This window comes from Caloramator sp. Dgby_cultured_2 (assembly GCF_028872215.1).
Taxonomy (GTDB): Bacteria; Bacillota; Clostridia; order Clostridiales; family Caloramatoraceae; genus Caloramator; species Caloramator australicus.
In genome coordinates, this window is record NZ_CP118396.1 from 1157492 (window position 1) to 1171871 (window position 14380).

Genomic DNA, 14380 nt, shown 5'->3' on the forward strand with positions numbered 1-14380 from the left:
AACACTCCCCTAAATGAACATTTTTATAAAATCCTTGTGATTAACACCCAACCTAATGCAAGCCTCGTCTAATGCTTTATTTATAGCTCTCGTGTAATCCTCCCCTGTTCTTTCTGTTTCCTGCAATGCCAATGCTGTTGCTAAATTCAATACCTGCTTCCTCAATACCTTTGTGTCTTCCTTCATGCCCCTACCCTCTTTCTTTTTCTCTCTTTTCTTTCTCATGCTTTTTTCTACATTCATAGCAACAATATTCCTGTCTTGATGCAATTTGAATAAATTCCCTATTGCATTGTTTACATTTTTCTTTTTATATTTTCTTGCCACAAGTTGCCCTGGATTCATCTAACTTCCCCTTTAAAATGGAATATCCTTTTCATCTTTCCATTCTTCCGGAATATCCTCATCTTTTTCTACTGGGCAAAACTCTTCTTTTTCTCTTTAGGTCTTTCCAAAAACTTCACTTCATCTGCCACAACCTCTGTCATATACCTGTTTGTCCCGTCCTGGGCCTGATACTTTCTCGTTTGTATAGAACCCGATATGGCAACAAGCCTTCCTTTAGTTAGGTTATTAGCAACATTTTCAGCAAGCTTTCTCCAGCAAACAACAGGGATAAAGTCCGCTTCTCGCTTTCCTTCTGCATTTGTGTATGGCCTATCTACTGCTAATGTGAATGTGCAATTTGCTATGCCTGTATGAGCTGTATATCTTAGTTCTGGGTCGGCAGTTAACCTGCCGATTAGCAATACTTTATTCATGTTTAGCCTCCTTAAAAATTATTGCATTTTCTAACATGTTTAGATATTTCTTTATCATATCTATTTTTTCTTCAAGCCTTTTTAGTTCTTGTTTCTTAGTTTTTATTTCATCATCAATGTTAGTTTTATAAGGGCTTCTTCCTATCAAATAATCAGTTGTAACTCCAAATTAGCTATAATATCTTTCTTTGACATTTAAACTACCCCTTTAATCTATAATTGTTTTCTTCACCTTGTATAACTACAAGGTAACTTTTGCACATTTCAATTATTCTACTGCCTATTGCTTCGTCAAAATCTAATAGCCTTTCTGGTGTATATTCACTGGACACTATAATCGGCATCCTTGCTAAATACCTGTGATTGATTATTTCAAACATAATATTTATGTCTGCTTCAGTTGTCTTACCTTTAAATAAATCATCAATTAATAGCACTTTAGCCTTTTTATACTTCTCTATTTCTCTTTGATAGAATTCTTCATCAAGCATATTTTGTTTAAGCTCTGTTATAACATCTCTGTAAGGCATATATCTAACTGGAATACCTCTATTCATCAATGCATTTGCTATTGCTATGCTTAGATGCGTTTTCCTGCTCCTACTTGCCCCAGGAATGCTATGCTGTTCTGTCTGTCATCCTTTATTTCTTCAAAGTTCATTACATAGTCTATTGCAGCCTTCTTTGCTAACTGTGTTGCCTGGCTATATACCTTATATTGGTTTACACTTATTTTTTGATATTCAATAGATATTCCCGACTGCTCAAGTATGTTTCTCATTCTTTCTATTTCCCTGCACTCACATTCTCGATAAAATATCCCTTCTTCTTTTACAACTTCAATGAATCCAAGGTCTTTGCACTTTAAGCATTTATATAATGCCTGCCCTTCTAAGTTCTTCTTCTGAGTAGTCTTGATATTCTCTCGTTGGGATTTTAAGTTCTCTACGATTCGGTTTATTTGCTGTTGAAAGTCCATCTTTTTCTCCCCTTTCTCTTGTATCCCACCGTTTCGCTTCCAGTTTTGTAATATTCCTTCTACATAACTAAGCTTGTATTTACCTTCTTTAACTGCTATATCTATTGCTTTCATTACCCATTCTTTTGAATAAATTTCAACAAATGTATCTAAATATTCTGCTGCTCTCGGGTTTATAACTCCAAATCCTGCTTTTTCATAATAACTGTAAATTTCTGCTATGTCATTGCTATTACTACTACAACTACTATTATTTAGTTCTATATGGTTATTGTTATATGGTTTTAGTTCGTGTTCATTTAGTGAACACCCCTGTTCATTTGGTGAACACCCCCTGTTCATCTAATGAACACCCCTGTTCATTTAGTGAACGCCCTATCCAATCAACTGGATTGTCTTTGATTATATAAATGTTACTTTTACCTTCATCTTTCCCACTTATAACTTCTAAAACCCCTATATTGATTAATTCTTTAATCGCATTTGATAAAGTTGCTTTTGATTTAATTCCTATATCTTTCATCAGCCTTTCATAACTTGGGAAACATTCTTTCTCTTTATTTGCATACATACAAAGTATTACATATAAAAGCTTTGCATTTGGACTTATATTTGCCTTTAGCACATGATTTTCAACTATCGTGTAGTGCCATTCCCTTCTTACCTCGAATTTGTCCATCTAATCACTCCTTTGTTAGTGCAAATTCCTTGTAAACTTCTTTTAACTCTGTCCTTCTCTTCTTTATTCTTTCTGCTCCTTGATACTTGCCTTGCTCTTGTAGCTTTTGTCTGCATCTTCTTATGCTTTCCAAACATGGAATCTCTGGCTTACAAATATCATCAATGCTTTCTACGTTATAAAATTCTTTAAGCACATAAGCTGTCAGTTTCTTATCATCATTCCTTGTTTCAGGGTAATTCTGCAAAATAAATTCAACCTGTTGCTTGACATTATGTAAATCCATCCTTACCTATCCCCCTTAACTGGCACTAATATTTCTTGCCCTGGATAAATTATTGGTGTTATATTGTTTATCTTTCTTATCTCATATATCAACTCTCTTGGATCTTCGTTAGGATTTGTTTGCTTTGCTATTTTCCATAATGTATCTCCTGCTTGAACTGTGTATGTTATAAAAATTTCTTCTTCTTTAGATGCATAAGTTCTATTCATGATGGATATAATAGTAAAAGAGGAAACTATGCAAATTGCCAGTATAAAAAGCAGTTTCTTTCTCAATTTTTTCAACCCCCATTCAATTTAATAAGCTTTTGTGTTATAATGAGGGTGCAGGGAGTGGCCGCTCCCGCACCAAACGGACTTCAGAAAGAGCCCTTTTGCCCAGGGCTTTTTCTATTGCCCTTCAAACAATGTCCCCTCGTCTTTTAGTTCAATCTCTTCTTCTTTTTGTATTCCTCAAGTGCCTTTAATACTGTTTCTGCTTCTTCAAACGTCATTTCTTTGCTGCTTTCTTTGCCTATTGTTGAAAGTAAGAATACTTTTAACTCGTCAGCATTCATCCCTTTTGATTGAGCAAGTTCCCATATTTTCTTTTTTGCATTGCAGTTATCTTTTTAACTGAGTTATCAATAACTTCAACGTTGTCATAAGTTCTTATTTCTTTTACCTCTTTTATGTCCTCAACATCTCCTATTTCTTCTTTTGTTACTAATCCACTTATTCCAAATTGCCTTTTTAATACAAAAACCTCTGCAACTTTTTGAATCATTGCGCTCGGATATTTATTCCAAGTAGGTGTATTTTGCTTATACTCATCAAAACTTACAAAACATATTGCAGCATTTTTACCTTTTCTATCGCATCTGGCCCAAGCTCCAATAATTTTCCCACGCTTAGCACCAAATTTATGATTTACTTTATAATTAGCCGCATCTATTTCAAATTCGTCTCCTTCACATACAACAAATGAAATTAGCCCTAAATACTCTGGGTGATTTTGAGCTATTTTTAAGTAACCATCTCTACTCGTCATTATCTTTGTTTCATTGTTGTATTTAATAAACCATATTTCCTTAGCAAATGGATCTAACTGATATTTCTGGGCCAACAATAAAAACATTTGTAATTCTTCATCAGTTGCACCTTTTGCTACTGTCTTTTTATTAATTCTATTTTTTCTCTAGTCATTACCTGTTTATTAGCTTCATTTAAAACTTGTAAACTATTTTCCATTTATAGCCCTCCTTAAACTTCTGTTTCTATAACAACCTTCTCTGGTTGTTCTTCAATTGTTATGCCTTCAATTATTTCTCCATTTTCGTCTACTACAAACTCTCCTACAATTTTTAACTTCTTTTTAAGCTCTGATTTATTCACTTCTTCTTTAATTCTTATAAACTCTGTTTTGCCAGACTGCTTTAAATATTTTAATAATGTTTCTTCGTCATAATTCCATTTAGGCTGCTGCTTTCTAAAAGTTAGTTTGCCGTATGGGGTTGATAACTTGAATTTTGCATCTTTTTCTTTTTGTTTTCTTGCATATTCTTCAAGCAAACCTTCAAAGAATTTTATGCTATTTTCAAGCTGTCGGTTTTCTCTTTCTAGCCAATTCTGAATCCTTTTAATTTCTGCTTCTGCAAGTTTCTCATTCTCTTGTTGTTTTTTCTTATAAACTGCAATCTTCCTAAGAGCCCAATTTGCTTGTTCTAAATCTCCAATTATAAACTTTTTGGTAGGTTCATCATTTTCTTCCCAATAAATCCAATCAATTTTACTCTCAGCTTCCTTAAGATCTTCCCAATAGTCATTCCTAAGGTCTAAGGCTTCTAAAGCGTTCATAACTTTACCTCCTCATTTAATTCTTTTAATATGCTCTCCCCTCGTCTAAACTTAATTATGTCAATCAGTATTTGATAAATCTGTTCTTCCCCGTATGTGTCGCACATCTTCCAGAGCTGATCCGTTACCTTATCATATGTTGTTTCATACACTTCACTTTACCCCTTTGTCGAAAACTTTTTGCAGGAATTTTCTCTTTCTTGTAGAAATTTTTTACAAGAAAGGAGGTGACACTATGTCTTTTAAAATTAAAGGTTTAAATGAATTTAGAAAAAATCTTAAAAAAATTGAGGACAATCTAAAAGAATTTGAAAAAACTAATACCGTAAGTTTCAATGAATTATTTAACAGTCAATTTATGAACAAATATACTAATTTTTCAAGTTTTGAAGAGTTTCTCTCTTATGGCGGTTTTATTGTAAACTCGCAAGAAGATTTTGAAGCTATACCAGATGACAAAATGAATGAACTTGTTCAGAAAACCACTATATTTTCTTCCTGGGAAGAAATGCTTTCAAAAGCTACGGAAACTTATTTAGCTAAGAAACTAGGCTTCTAATCTACATTTATTCCGACTTTAATTTCACCTAATTTAGTGGTGATTTGTTCAAGTCGGTTTATTGCTTTGTTAAATTCATCAATTGCCTCAACTAATTCTTTTAGTAGGCTACTATTTTCAAAATTAACTTTAACTTTTGGTTCCTTCATTCTCTTACACCTCCTCTCATCATTTTCTTTTGTATAAAATATTTAGCAGGATTTCCCTCTTTCTTGTAGAAATTTTTACAAGAAAGGAGGTGAAATCATTGAAAATTATTCGTTCTTTTAGTGGTTTTTGCCCTACGTTAAACAAAGATAATACTATTAATGTAGAATATCTTGATGCTAGAAGTTTTGATAATGATAATCTTTTTATAAAAGGTCTTGCTGAATGTGAATATCATAGTAACTTTAATTGTCCTATAGCCAATGATTGCCCTATACTTAAAACTGTTCCTGAAAAACTCAATCTTTAATTCTATTTATTAGCCAAACCGACTTTATTGGTTTGGCTATTTTTCTTCAATAAACTGGAAATCATTAGTTAACAGTTTTAATGTTACTTCTATCAAAGGTGCACTGTCCGCTGTAATTGAAGTTGATACAACATAAACATAAGGACTAAAATCATTGTCATTTATTAATACTTTATACTTCTGTTGTTCAAAATCAGTTTTTCTTTTGAGTTTTATTACCTTTACACTTGGTAACATTCCTCTTACCTCCTTTGTCGAATTATTTTCGAATGATTTTCCACCCCCATGTAAAAGTTTATCTAAGGGGATTTTGCCCAGATTCAACTTCTCGCAAGGATTTTACAGCTTCTTGAAAAATATCTTTTGGAAGAAGACATAGACAAATAGTTTGTAACCAATAAGAAATTCGGTTTAGTGGCTGTTCTTGAGCTTTCTTTTCAAGTTCAGCCACTCTTTTTCAAGCTCTGCTACTCTTTGCTCCAAGTTCATCACTTTGCACCTCCTTCTTGTAACTTTTTAATAAAGTAATCTATCTCATTAGCTGCAAACTTCTTTTTATCAACTGTGCAACTGCTTTTGTGTAGTTGATACATGCTGCTTCAATATCTCCTTCAATAGTTACTTTTATTTCCTTGGGTTTCACATTATCACCCCAACTCTTGTTTGTATTAATTTATGTTGTCAAGCTGCTGTGTATCATTAAATTTATAAATTTCTTTGAACTTGTTTATAAAATATATCTGTCCTTTGCCTGTTACTTTTGGTGTCTTGCTTATGCTTATATGTCCATCTGGATGTGTTATAGTTGTTTCTTTTACTTCAAATAACCCTAATTCCATTGCATATTGCGTTGGCATATTATAATCTGTTCCTTTTCTTTTTATTAGGTATCCATTATCTCTTAGCCATTGGAATAGCCTATTTTGTCCTATGTCTATTCCGTTTTGTTTTAGAATTTTTGCAAGCTCTCCAACAAGTATTGAGTTTTTAGCTGTTGATACTGCGTCTGCAAATATTACCTTGGGTTTTTGTTCTTCAAGTTGTTTTTCATAATTCATTGTTTTTTCAAGTAATAGTTTTACTTGTCTATTTGCCATCTCTAAAGCTCTTTTCATAACCATTTCTGGACTGTTCCAAAGCTTTTCTATTTTTAAGAAGTATTGTCTTGCCTGTTTGCCTTTTTCGTTTCTTTGTATCATTGCTAACTCTTTTGCCATTTCAAGTTTGAGTAGATGGTCTATATAAGTTGTTTCATTTCCTTGAGCTGTTACTCTTTTTGAGTAATAGCTATAAAATCTTGATTTTCTGTAAATCCATATTCAATCATTCTTTCAAACCAATCATTATATCTTGTTTTAATCTCTAAAAACTCATGTAATTCTCTACCACTTATAACAATATCTCCATTTTCATTTTGTCTGATTGGTATAAGTTGATTTTCTTGATGTAAAATTAATTCATTCATCTTTCCCCTCCATCCTTTGTATGTTTAAATTGCTTTTACATAAAATATATTAAGTTTTTATGCTGTTTCTGTTATACATTTGGTAACTTTGTCTGTAAAAAAATTTCTTCTGCTGTTTTATTAAATATAGAGCATATTTTTGTATTTCTGAAACTGTAAACTCAGTATAACCATTTTCTTTTCTAATATAAGTAGACACAGGCATCCCAATTTTTTTAGCTAAATCTATTTGTGTATAGCCATGTTCAACACGTAAAGCTTTTAATTTGCTGTTTGGCTTCTTACTCATGAAAATCACCTCCTGTAAACTGATGTTATTCAATCGGCAACCTTTCTGATTATAATATATTATATTTTTGGTAACTTGTCAATAAGATTTTAAAAAAATTTTTTATTTTTGGTAATATATCTTTTAATATTGGCAACAAATAGTATAATGTAAATAAAAGGAGGTGTTATTATGGCAACTTTTCAAGAAAGAATGAAAGAATTAAGAAAAGAAAAGAATCTTTCTCTTGATAAATTATCTGAAATGTTGAATACTACTAAGGCAACATTATCAAGATATGAAAATGGCTTAAGAGTCCCTAATATAGAGTTTGTAGAAAAATTGGCTAATATATTTAATGTATCAGTTGACTATCTTCTCGGTAAAACAGATGTTCGAAATCAAGAAGAAATAAATATTCAACCTCCCCAGACTATCCACACAAAATAACATCAAGAGATAAGAAACAATACTTAGAATACATTAAATCAATTAACGAAACATTCTTTATGAATGATGAATTTGACGAAGAAGATAAGAAAGCTATCCTCGACACTATGAATGAAATATTTTGGATGGCTAAAGCACAAAGAAAAAAGAAAAAGGATAAATAAGGAGGGTGCCTATGATAAAAAACATGCGTGTTAGAGTAAAACACTTAATACAAAAGTATGGCACCCGTAACCCTGAAAAATTAGCAAGGGAGATGGGGATTGTTGTCGTTAAAAAGCCTTTTAATAATACAATGGGTTTCTTTAAAAAGGCATTGGGAAAAAGTTCATTGTCGTAAATTCTAATCTAACACCTTCACAGCAACAACTCGTAATAGCACACGAATTAGGACATGCTATATTCCATTCAAGCATTTCAGATATATTTCTTCATGAATACACACTTTTTCCCAGAGGTAGATATGAAATAGACGCTAACAGATTTGCTGCAGAGCTGTTAATTAACGATAAGGAATTTGACAAACACCAGTTTGAAAGCATGACAATAGAGCAAATAGCTCTTTATTTTAACGTTCCAAAAGAGCTGGTGAAATATAAATTTTATAAAGGAGTTGGGGTTAAATGAAAATCAAATCTTTAGCTGGTATATTTTTTACTTTGCTTATTTTAAGCTTGATTGGCTCTCCTATTATATCAAATATAAATAATCCTCTTGTAGGTTTTATTATTTTAGCTGTTTTAATTTATATTTCGTATAAATTAGGATTTAAACTGGCTAATAAGCTATTTAAGAATAAAAATTAAGCTTAAATGAAAATAATGAAGTAAATTTTGAAGAAGTTAAATCTATTACTAAAACAATTAATACACCTAATTATTCATTAGACATATTTGATGAATTTGTTGTTTTAGACTTTGAAACAACAGGACTTGACCCTGCTACTGATAGAATAATTGAAGTATCAGCACTTAAATATAAAGATGGAATATTAATTGATGAATTTCATACTCTAATAAATCCTAAAATAAAAATACCTTATGAAATAACTGAAATCAACGGAATAACAAATGCAATGGTCAAGAAGAAACCTACTATTGATGAAGTATTACCTAAATTGCTTGATTTTATAGGTGGTTTACCAATAGTTGCACATAATGCACCCTTTGATGCTAAATTTTTAAAATATAATGTTTTACGATATTATGGTGAGGACACTATAAACAATACATTTGTTGACACTTTAGCAATTGCAAGAAAATTATATCCTAACTTGAGAAATCATAAATTAGAAACAATAAAAAAGCATATAAAAATGGATGTTGATAGTCATAGAGCTTATGATGATACATTAGTAACTGCCGAAATCTATCTGAAGTATTGTAATGTATTAGGCCAAAATAGAGCTGATAGAACAGATTATGAAAGAAAAACAATAAAAAATGAAATTGAACTTACATCTTTTTCTGAATTAGATTTTCCTACAAGATCTAAAAAGAAAAACCAGGTTATTATCAAGGTAAACATTATACCGAATATGTTGATTTAGTAAAAAATTTAAAAAAAGCTGGTGAATACGATAAAGCTGAAAAATTATTGTTAAATTTAATTGATGCTGTTGAATGTGAAAGCAAAAAGAAAATTGTGGAGTTGCTCCATGGTATTATGAACAATTAGCTATAATTTATAGTGAACAAAATAATTTAGCAAAAGAACTTGAAATACTAGAACGTTTTTCAAAGCAAAAATAGGACCTGGAGCTAGTCCACCAAAACTTTTAGAACGTTTAGAAACAGTTCGCAGCAAAATGGAGATAAATTAGTATGCATTACTTGAAAATTTTATATAGGAAGTAAAAGAAATTGGTGAAATATAAATTTTATAAATAAATGGAGGTATATTAATATGGAAAAAGAATTAATCATGAGTAACGTTGTTTTGGTATGTCCTGCTCTTAGTAAGCCATATTTTGATATAAACAATTTTATAAAAAATTACAAAAAGGTAACTATCATAAATTGGGATATTTTAGGACATTTGCAATTCAATGAATTTAAAACTGAAGTTTTATTCATAGAAAATAGAATTCAAATCCAAACCATTCCACACTTTAAAAATAACAACAATAATGTAATTGAAACTTGTAAATTAATTCTTTCTAATTCAAATCCAGATAATTTTGTTACTGCATATGGATATAATTTTGATTTTAGCATTTCACCAGATACTATTGATTCTTTAATTAAAAACTTTAATTTTTATAATTTAAAAACTTTTACACCTGTAAATAATTGTTTTATTAGATTAAATTTTATTAAAGATGATATTCCTTATCTTTTGGAAATTAATAGACAAGACAATCAATCTATTTTACATATAAATGTCCATTATGGAAGACCTACCTTAATTTCTAATTTAAGTGAAATTATTTCGTCAGAATTTGAAATTGTATATAACAATGTAGAAACATTAATAAAAGAGGTGTTTAAAAATGCGTAAGCATGCTCTCGCTGGAAACACTCAATTAGAAGTAATAAAAGGCGGGAAAGACATAAATATGTCTACAAATTCTTCTGAAATGATGTATAATAAAATTAATAATACTGATCATTCAATTAGTGATGAATTTATGAATAAGATTAGTGAAATTTTAGCATACTCTAAACAAGAATTGCATAACTATGTTGATGAAAGATTATGTGACTTGTCAAATATGAATATAGAAGGTGGTGAAAATATGGATTGGCAAGAAAAATATATTGAAAAATTAAATCAAGACGTATCTGAAATTAAAAATGATATTAAAAATTTAGAAAATAAAATTGACGAAAAATTAGACAGAGTTTTAACTGAATTTAGAGATAGAGATAACCAAAGACATTTAGAAATAATCGAATTGCATAAAAAAATTGATAATAATATAGATAATATCCATAAAGAATTAAAAGAAGATAAAAAATGGTTAATTGGTTTGGTAATAACAAATATTTTCGGTATGATTGCCACTATAATTGGTATTGTAACAATAGCAATTACTGTTTTTCAATTTTTAAAAAATAATTTCTTAGGCTCACTATTTTTGTGAGTCTAAAATTTTATATAAAAGGTGATTAATATGAAATTTGCCATATACTCAAGAAAATCTAAATTCACTGAAAAAGGTGATTCTGTTGAAAATCAAGTTATAATGTGCAAAGAGTTTATAGAGAAAAACTTTAAAGATATAGAATCTATATTAGTTTATGAAGATGAAGGATTTTCAGGTGGAAATACTAATAGACCTGAATTTCAACGCTTATTAAAAGATGCTAAAGAAAAAAAGTTTGACGTTCTTATATGTTATAGGCTCGATAGAATAAGCAGGAACATAGCCCACTTTTCCTTGCTTATAAACCAACTGCAAGAGCTTGGAATATCATTTATTAGTATTAGAGAACAGTTTGACACTTCTACTCCAATGGGTAGAGCTATGATGTATATAGCAAGCGTATTCGCACAATTAGAACGAGAAACTATTGCAGAAAGAGTTAGAGATAATATGCTTGAACTCGCAAAGTCAGGTCGTTGGCTTGGGGGCAAACGCCACTTGGCTTTGAAAGTGAAGCAATTGAATATTTTGATGAAGACATGAAACCAAGAAAAATGTATAAGTTATCACCTGTTAAGGAAGAATTAGAAGTAGTTAAACTTATTTTTGATAAATACCTTGAATTAAAATCTTTAAGCCAAGTAAACAAATTTCTATTAAGTAACAACATAAAAACTAAACAAGGCAAGGACTGGAATAAAAAACAAATTCAACAGGTCCTCACTAACCCTGTTTATGTAAAATCAACAAATGAAGTTGTTGAGTATCTAAATAGCCTTGGCATGGCTGTTATTGGAAAAACAGATAACAAACATGCTTTTTGACATACAACAAAAAGATAGGAACTAAAGCATACAGAGATATAGATGAGTGGATAGCTGCTGTAAGCAAACATGAAGGTATTATTGATGCTGATAAATGGCTTGAAGTGCAAAGAACACTACAAATTAATAAAGAAAAAGCTCCAAGGTTAGGTAAAACTAATACTGCTCTTTTAACAGGATTATTAAAGTGTGCTCACTGTGGAAGCAATATGAGAGTTGCTTATGGACATAATAAAACATACTATTACACATGCTCTTTGAAAGTAGATTCAGGTAAAACAAGATGTGATAATCCTAATGTTAGAGGGGATGAATTAGAAGAAATCATTATAAATAAGTTAAAAGATATTACAATTAATCCAGAACTTTTAATGGAAGAACTAATTAACTTAAAAGAAACTGCTGCGACAGAAAATCTTGATAGTTTGATTAAGGATCTAGAACATAAAATAGAAGTTAAAAAAGCTGCTATTAATAATTTAGTTAAACAATTGGCCTTTATTACAGATGAATCCGCTTCAATGTATATTATTAGTGAAATTGAAGCGTTAAATAAGGAGATAAAGCAACTTGATAAAGAAATCCTGGATTTGAAAGAACAAAAGAAAACATAAAAAAGAGCAGTTAAATATAGATATATTTACTCAAGCACTAAAACAATTTAGCACTCTAATTGAACATTGCATACATGAAGAAAAGAAATTTTTAATTTCAAGTATAGTGGAAACAATTACATGGGATGGAGTAAATGGTGAGATAAAGATTAAGTTATTTGGTAAAAAAGTAGTAAGAATATAAGATATATTTCATCGCAAAATGGTGGTGCAGGCTTCTGTATGTCCAACAAAGAGCCCGCTCTTTTCTCCACCTACAAATAAATTGTCAATACCAACTACCTTCATATGATTATCCCTTGGTGCCATTGATAGATACCTTATTGAATTAGCTTTGCCTCCTGAATAGGGGTCTATAAATCTTGCTCTTTCAAATCCAGGAATTTTTCTAAGTTTTTCTAAAGGATAATAGCTTGTCATTAGTTTTGCATGGCCTGTATCTAATAAGACAATATTTTCAGCAAATTCCTTTAGAGCATATTGTTGACAGACTTTATTTTTTAATTTATCTAAATTTATATCTTCTTTAGGAACCGGAATAACTACTACTCCATCTTTATCTAGTTGTTCTTGTAATTCTTTAGAGAGGGAATCCTTTTCTAATTTGCAGGATCCGCTCATGGCACCAAAACTTTCATCCCCTCTAAGTCCTTGAAGATCTTCAACCCCCGCCCTCATTGAAATACTTATTCTTGGTCCATAAGATGGGCAACGCAATATACACATTGAACAACCCGTTTCCATATCTTAAGCAATTCCCAATAGGTCCCGTAGATCCAGTAGTCTCAATAAAAACATCACCCTCAATTTCGGTTCCATCGTGTAAATAAACAGATTTAATCCTTCTTCCTTCCATTTCTACATCTACAACTCTATTTTCAAACATAATATTAATTCCCATTGAATATAAATATTTTCTAACCTCAGCTTCAATAATATTAACATCATATAAAGTTGCATGTTTGTGGCCTGGGAATTCAACATTTTTGTGCCTTGCACATCTATCAGCTATTTCAAATAGGTCTCCTCCTCCTAGGGCTATCATCTCTTCTGCGGCTGTCCATCTACCATTATTTCTAATTATCCCTCCAACATTTCCAAGTCCCAAAAGCATATCAGTTTTTTCAATAATTAAAACCTCAGCACCACATTTTTTAGCCTGTAATGCAGCTGCACAACCTGCCCATCCTCCACCTATAACAATTACCATCATATATTAACATCCCCTTTTATATTGATGAAAACCTCCGCAGGATTATATTGTTGTTTACATCCCCTAATAACTTGTCCGTTGCAAAGTTTTAATTGACAACTCCCGCATACACCCTCACCACACGTCATCAAAGCATTATTTACCGTTGCAAATTTTAAATTTTTATTTACTGAATAAATATAATTAAGATAAAGTCTATGAAACTCATCGCTGCCACCTGACATAGTTACTTTAAAATCATGCTTCCTCATCAGCTCATTAATTAGTTTCTTAAACTCATCCTTAAGTGTATAATTTGAATAGTCTATCATGTTGACATCGTATACTTTGCATCCTAAATCTAAAAATTCTTTTTTGGCAAAATTTTCGTTACTACGTCCTTTGTCTAATATGACAATTACATTATTATTGTGTTTTTTAATTTGTTCGCCACCATAACACAGGGCGATGCAGCAACTCCCCTTGCAGATATTAATATTTCACTATTTTTTAAATTTTTTAAAAATATCTGACCTTGAACTCCATTCCAGTATGGACCTTTAATCTCAACTTTTTCTTTGCAATCTAAAATATCTTTTGTTTTTACCCCCAATATTTTAATTGCCATTGTAATTACATTATTTTTTATATCGCTTTTCATAATCGAAACTGGCATTGCAAAACAGTGAGGGGATTTAGGCTTTTTTAAAAATACATATGATCCGATATTATTTAATTGTTTTGCTAAATATGGGTTTACAAATACCTCCATTATAATCAAATCATCTCTTAGAAAATTGATGCTCTTTAGGACATATTCTTTAAAATCTCTTGCTTTTTGGCTTTATTATTGTTCCACGTATATTCTTGAAATATGCAAGTTCCCTTCCAGTTTAGGCAATCACAAAAGGCCCTTCCTTTTA

General features: G+C 30.8%; 26 protein-coding genes and 4 pseudogenes. 11 read left to right on the forward strand and 19 right to left on the reverse strand.

Going from position 1 to position 14380, the window contains the following annotated elements:
* Nucleotides 1-9 precede the first annotated feature (9 nt).
* The 12 genes and pseudogenes from PWK10_RS07880 to PWK10_RS07935 form a co-directional block, all read right to left on the reverse strand.
* Entirely contained in the window at nt 10-345 is a 336-nt protein-coding gene (locus tag PWK10_RS07880) for a hypothetical protein (protein WP_274767915.1), read from the reverse strand.
* A 68-nt stretch (nt 346-413) separates the two neighbouring features.
* On the reverse strand, nt 414-761 hold the full coding sequence (locus tag PWK10_RS07885; protein ID WP_274767916.1) for a single-stranded DNA-binding protein: 348 nt from the start codon (nt 759-761) through the stop codon (nt 414-416).
* Nucleotides 754-909: a hypothetical protein gene (locus PWK10_RS07890; RefSeq protein WP_274767917.1), complete on the reverse strand. Its 156-nt coding sequence runs from the start codon at nt 907-909 to the stop codon at nt 754-756. Before PWK10_RS07890 ends, PWK10_RS07885 begins: the two co-directional genes overlap by 8 nt.
* A 52-nt stretch (nt 910-961) precedes the next feature.
* Nucleotides 962-1740 (reverse strand): annotated as a pseudogene (locus PWK10_RS07895) (ATP-binding protein).
* A 39-nt stretch (nt 1741-1779) separates the two neighbouring features.
* Nucleotides 1780-2082, reverse strand: a pseudogene (locus PWK10_RS07900) (DnaD domain protein); the annotation flags it as partial.
* On the reverse strand, nt 2057-2419 hold the full coding sequence (locus PWK10_RS07905) for a helix-turn-helix domain-containing protein (RefSeq protein ID WP_274767918.1): 363 nt from the start codon (nt 2417-2419) through the stop codon (nt 2057-2059). The pseudogene PWK10_RS07900 and the gene PWK10_RS07905, both read right to left, overlap by 26 nt.
* 4 nt (nt 2420-2423) lie before the next feature.
* Complete coding sequence (locus PWK10_RS07910; protein WP_274767919.1) at nt 2424-2705, reverse strand: hypothetical protein; 282 nt, start codon at nt 2703-2705, stop codon at nt 2424-2426.
* Nucleotides 2706-2707: 2 nt separating this feature from the next.
* Entirely contained in the window at nt 2708-2989 is a 282-nt protein-coding gene (locus PWK10_RS07915; RefSeq protein WP_274767920.1) for a LysM peptidoglycan-binding domain-containing protein, read from the reverse strand.
* A gap of 137 nt (nt 2990-3126) precedes the next feature.
* Entirely contained in the window at nt 3127-3261 is a 135-nt protein-coding gene (locus tag PWK10_RS07920; RefSeq protein ID WP_274767921.1) for a hypothetical protein, read from the reverse strand.
* A complete protein-coding gene (locus tag PWK10_RS07925; RefSeq protein ID WP_274768182.1) occupies nt 3258-3869 on the reverse strand; it encodes a RecT family recombinase in 612 nt (203 codons plus the stop codon). The genes PWK10_RS07920 and PWK10_RS07925 overlap by 4 nt, the downstream gene beginning before the upstream one ends.
* A 77-nt stretch (nt 3870-3946) precedes the next feature.
* On the reverse strand, nt 3947-4540 hold the full coding sequence (locus tag PWK10_RS07930) for a host-nuclease inhibitor Gam family protein (protein WP_274767922.1): 594 nt from the start codon (nt 4538-4540) through the stop codon (nt 3947-3949).
* A complete protein-coding gene (locus PWK10_RS07935; RefSeq protein WP_274767923.1) occupies nt 4537-4692 on the reverse strand; it encodes a hypothetical protein in 156 nt (51 codons plus the stop codon). The genes PWK10_RS07930 and PWK10_RS07935 overlap by 4 nt, the downstream gene beginning before the upstream one ends.
* Before the next feature lie 83 nt (nt 4693-4775).
* Here PWK10_RS07935 and PWK10_RS07940 point away from each other — a divergent pair, with 83 nt between their 5' ends.
* Nucleotides 4776-5099, forward strand: coding sequence for a hypothetical protein (locus PWK10_RS07940; protein ID WP_274767924.1), 324 nt, complete (start codon nt 4776-4778; stop codon nt 5097-5099).
* Here PWK10_RS07940 and PWK10_RS07945 read toward each other — a convergent pair.
* The gene (locus tag PWK10_RS07945) at nt 5096-5248 is read right to left on the reverse strand and encodes a hypothetical protein (protein WP_274767925.1); all 153 of its coding nucleotides are present in this window, start codon (nt 5246-5248) and stop codon (nt 5096-5098) included. The two genes, PWK10_RS07940 and PWK10_RS07945, sit on opposite strands and share 4 nt — an antisense overlap.
* A gap of 98 nt (nt 5249-5346) precedes the next feature.
* Here PWK10_RS07945 and PWK10_RS07950 point away from each other — a divergent pair, with 98 nt between their 5' ends.
* Complete coding sequence (locus PWK10_RS07950; protein ID WP_274767926.1) at nt 5347-5556, forward strand: hypothetical protein; 210 nt, start codon at nt 5347-5349, stop codon at nt 5554-5556.
* Between the two features lie 36 nt (nt 5557-5592).
* Here PWK10_RS07950 and PWK10_RS07955 read toward each other — a convergent pair whose 3' ends face one another.
* From PWK10_RS07955 to PWK10_RS07965, 3 genes and pseudogenes are all read right to left on the reverse strand, one after another.
* Nucleotides 5593-5793, reverse strand: a complete 201-nt coding sequence (locus tag PWK10_RS07955; protein ID WP_274767927.1) for a hypothetical protein — start codon at nt 5791-5793, stop codon at nt 5593-5595.
* 431 nt (nt 5794-6224) lie between these two features.
* A pseudogene (locus PWK10_RS07960) lies at nt 6225-7021 on the reverse strand (phage antirepressor KilAC domain-containing protein).
* Nucleotides 7022-7070: 49 nt separating this feature from the next.
* Complete coding sequence (locus tag PWK10_RS07965) at nt 7071-7310, reverse strand: helix-turn-helix transcriptional regulator (RefSeq protein ID WP_274767928.1); 240 nt, start codon at nt 7308-7310, stop codon at nt 7071-7073.
* A gap of 171 nt (nt 7311-7481) precedes the next feature.
* Between PWK10_RS07965 and PWK10_RS07970 the strand changes: the two genes are divergently transcribed.
* The 9 genes from PWK10_RS07970 (at nt 7482) to PWK10_RS08005 (ending at nt 12265) form a co-directional block, all read left to right on the forward strand.
* Complete coding sequence (locus PWK10_RS07970) at nt 7482-7739, forward strand: helix-turn-helix domain-containing protein (RefSeq protein ID WP_274767929.1); 258 nt, start codon at nt 7482-7484, stop codon at nt 7737-7739.
* A 175-nt stretch (nt 7740-7914) separates the two neighbouring features.
* Nucleotides 7915-8079 (forward strand): hypothetical protein, encoded by a 165-nt coding sequence (locus PWK10_RS07975; RefSeq protein WP_274767930.1) that lies wholly within the window; start codon nt 7915-7917, stop codon nt 8077-8079.
* Between the two features lie 35 nt (nt 8080-8114).
* Entirely contained in the window at nt 8115-8366 is a 252-nt protein-coding gene (locus PWK10_RS19660) for an ImmA/IrrE family metallo-endopeptidase (RefSeq protein WP_446715356.1), read from the forward strand.
* 262 nt (nt 8367-8628) lie between these two features.
* Nucleotides 8629-9288: a 3'-5' exonuclease gene (locus PWK10_RS07980; RefSeq protein ID WP_274768183.1), complete on the forward strand. Its 660-nt coding sequence runs from the start codon at nt 8629-8631 to the stop codon at nt 9286-9288.
* A 356-nt stretch (nt 9289-9644) separates the two neighbouring features.
* Nucleotides 9645-10238, forward strand: a complete 594-nt coding sequence (locus PWK10_RS07985; RefSeq protein ID WP_274767931.1) for a hypothetical protein — start codon at nt 9645-9647, stop codon at nt 10236-10238.
* Nucleotides 10231-10824 (forward strand): hypothetical protein, encoded by a 594-nt coding sequence (locus PWK10_RS07990; RefSeq protein WP_274767932.1) that lies wholly within the window; start codon nt 10231-10233, stop codon nt 10822-10824. Before PWK10_RS07985 ends, PWK10_RS07990 begins: the two co-directional genes overlap by 8 nt.
* A gap of 30 nt (nt 10825-10854) precedes the next feature.
* Nucleotides 10855-11370 (forward strand): recombinase family protein, encoded by a 516-nt coding sequence (locus PWK10_RS07995; RefSeq protein WP_274767933.1) that lies wholly within the window; start codon nt 10855-10857, stop codon nt 11368-11370.
* Nucleotides 11367-11651 (forward strand): recombinase family protein, encoded by a 285-nt coding sequence (locus PWK10_RS08000; protein ID WP_274767934.1) that lies wholly within the window; start codon nt 11367-11369, stop codon nt 11649-11651. The genes PWK10_RS07995 and PWK10_RS08000 overlap by 4 nt, the downstream gene beginning before the upstream one ends.
* Nucleotides 11648-12265: a zinc ribbon domain-containing protein gene (locus PWK10_RS08005; protein WP_274767935.1), complete on the forward strand. Its 618-nt coding sequence runs from the start codon at nt 11648-11650 to the stop codon at nt 12263-12265. Before PWK10_RS08000 ends, PWK10_RS08005 begins: the two co-directional genes overlap by 4 nt.
* Nucleotides 12266-12469: 204 nt before the next feature.
* Here PWK10_RS08005 and PWK10_RS08010 read toward each other — a convergent pair.
* From PWK10_RS08010 to PWK10_RS08020, 3 genes and pseudogenes are all read right to left on the reverse strand, one after another.
* Nucleotides 12470-13478 (reverse strand): annotated as a pseudogene (locus PWK10_RS08010) (FAD-dependent oxidoreductase); the annotation flags it as partial.
* Nucleotides 13475-13789 (reverse strand): hypothetical protein, encoded by a 315-nt coding sequence (locus tag PWK10_RS08015; protein WP_274767936.1) that lies wholly within the window; start codon nt 13787-13789, stop codon nt 13475-13477. The gene PWK10_RS08015 and the pseudogene PWK10_RS08010, both read right to left, overlap by 4 nt.
* Nucleotides 13790-13875: 86 nt before the next feature.
* The gene (locus tag PWK10_RS08020; protein ID WP_274767937.1) at nt 13876-14229 is read right to left on the reverse strand and encodes a hypothetical protein; all 354 of its coding nucleotides are present in this window, start codon (nt 14227-14229) and stop codon (nt 13876-13878) included.
* Nucleotides 14230-14380 lie beyond the last annotated feature (151 nt).

What these genes read in the sequence shown, in the direction of transcription:
- PWK10_RS07880 (WP_274767915.1), bottom strand. Translation starts at nt 345, where the DNA reads ATGAATCCAGGGCAACTTGTGGCAAGAAAATATAAAAAGAAAAATGTA.
- PWK10_RS07885 (WP_274767916.1), bottom strand. Translation starts at nt 761, where the DNA reads ATGAATAAAGTATTGCTAATCGGCAGGTTAACTGCCGACCCAGAACTA.
- PWK10_RS07905 (WP_274767918.1), bottom strand. Translation starts at nt 2,419, where the DNA reads ATGGACAAATTCGAGGTAAGAAGGGAATGGCACTACACGATAGTTGAA.
- PWK10_RS07910 (WP_274767919.1), bottom strand. Translation starts at nt 2,705, where the DNA reads ATGGATTTACATAATGTCAAGCAACAGGTTGAATTTATTTTGCAGAAT.
- PWK10_RS07920 (WP_274767921.1), bottom strand. Translation starts at nt 3,261, where the DNA reads ATGAATGCTGACGAGTTAAAAGTATTCTTACTTTCAACAATAGGCAAA.
- PWK10_RS07930 (WP_274767922.1), bottom strand. Translation starts at nt 4,540, where the DNA reads ATGAACGCTTTAGAAGCCTTAGACCTTAGGAATGACTATTGGGAAGAT.
- PWK10_RS07940 (WP_274767924.1), top strand. Translation starts at nt 4,776, where the DNA reads ATGTCTTTTAAAATTAAAGGTTTAAATGAATTTAGAAAAAATCTTAAA.
- PWK10_RS07945 (WP_274767925.1), bottom strand. Translation starts at nt 5,248, where the DNA reads ATGAAGGAACCAAAAGTTAAAGTTAATTTTGAAAATAGTAGCCTACTA.
- PWK10_RS07955 (WP_274767927.1), bottom strand. Translation starts at nt 5,793, where the DNA reads ATGTTACCAAGTGTAAAGGTAATAAAACTCAAAAGAAAAACTGATTTT.
- PWK10_RS07965 (WP_274767928.1), bottom strand. Translation starts at nt 7,310, where the DNA reads ATGAGTAAGAAGCCAAACAGCAAATTAAAAGCTTTACGTGTTGAACAT.
- PWK10_RS07970 (WP_274767929.1), top strand. Translation starts at nt 7,482, where the DNA reads ATGGCAACTTTTCAAGAAAGAATGAAAGAATTAAGAAAAGAAAAGAAT.
- PWK10_RS07975 (WP_274767930.1), top strand. Translation starts at nt 7,915, where the DNA reads ATGATAAAAAACATGCGTGTTAGAGTAAAACACTTAATACAAAAGTAT.
- PWK10_RS07985 (WP_274767931.1), top strand. Translation starts at nt 9,645, where the DNA reads ATGGAAAAAGAATTAATCATGAGTAACGTTGTTTTGGTATGTCCTGCT.
- PWK10_RS07990 (WP_274767932.1), top strand. Translation starts at nt 10,231, where the DNA reads ATGCGTAAGCATGCTCTCGCTGGAAACACTCAATTAGAAGTAATAAAA.
- PWK10_RS07995 (WP_274767933.1), top strand. Translation starts at nt 10,855, where the DNA reads ATGAAATTTGCCATATACTCAAGAAAATCTAAATTCACTGAAAAAGGT.
- PWK10_RS08000 (WP_274767934.1), top strand. Translation starts at nt 11,367, where the DNA reads ATGAAACCAAGAAAAATGTATAAGTTATCACCTGTTAAGGAAGAATTA.
- PWK10_RS08015 (WP_274767936.1), bottom strand. Translation starts at nt 13,789, where the DNA reads ATGATAGACTATTCAAATTATACACTTAAGGATGAGTTTAAGAAACTA.
- PWK10_RS08020 (WP_274767937.1), bottom strand. Translation starts at nt 14,229, where the DNA reads ATGGAGGTATTTGTAAACCCATATTTAGCAAAACAATTAAATAATATC.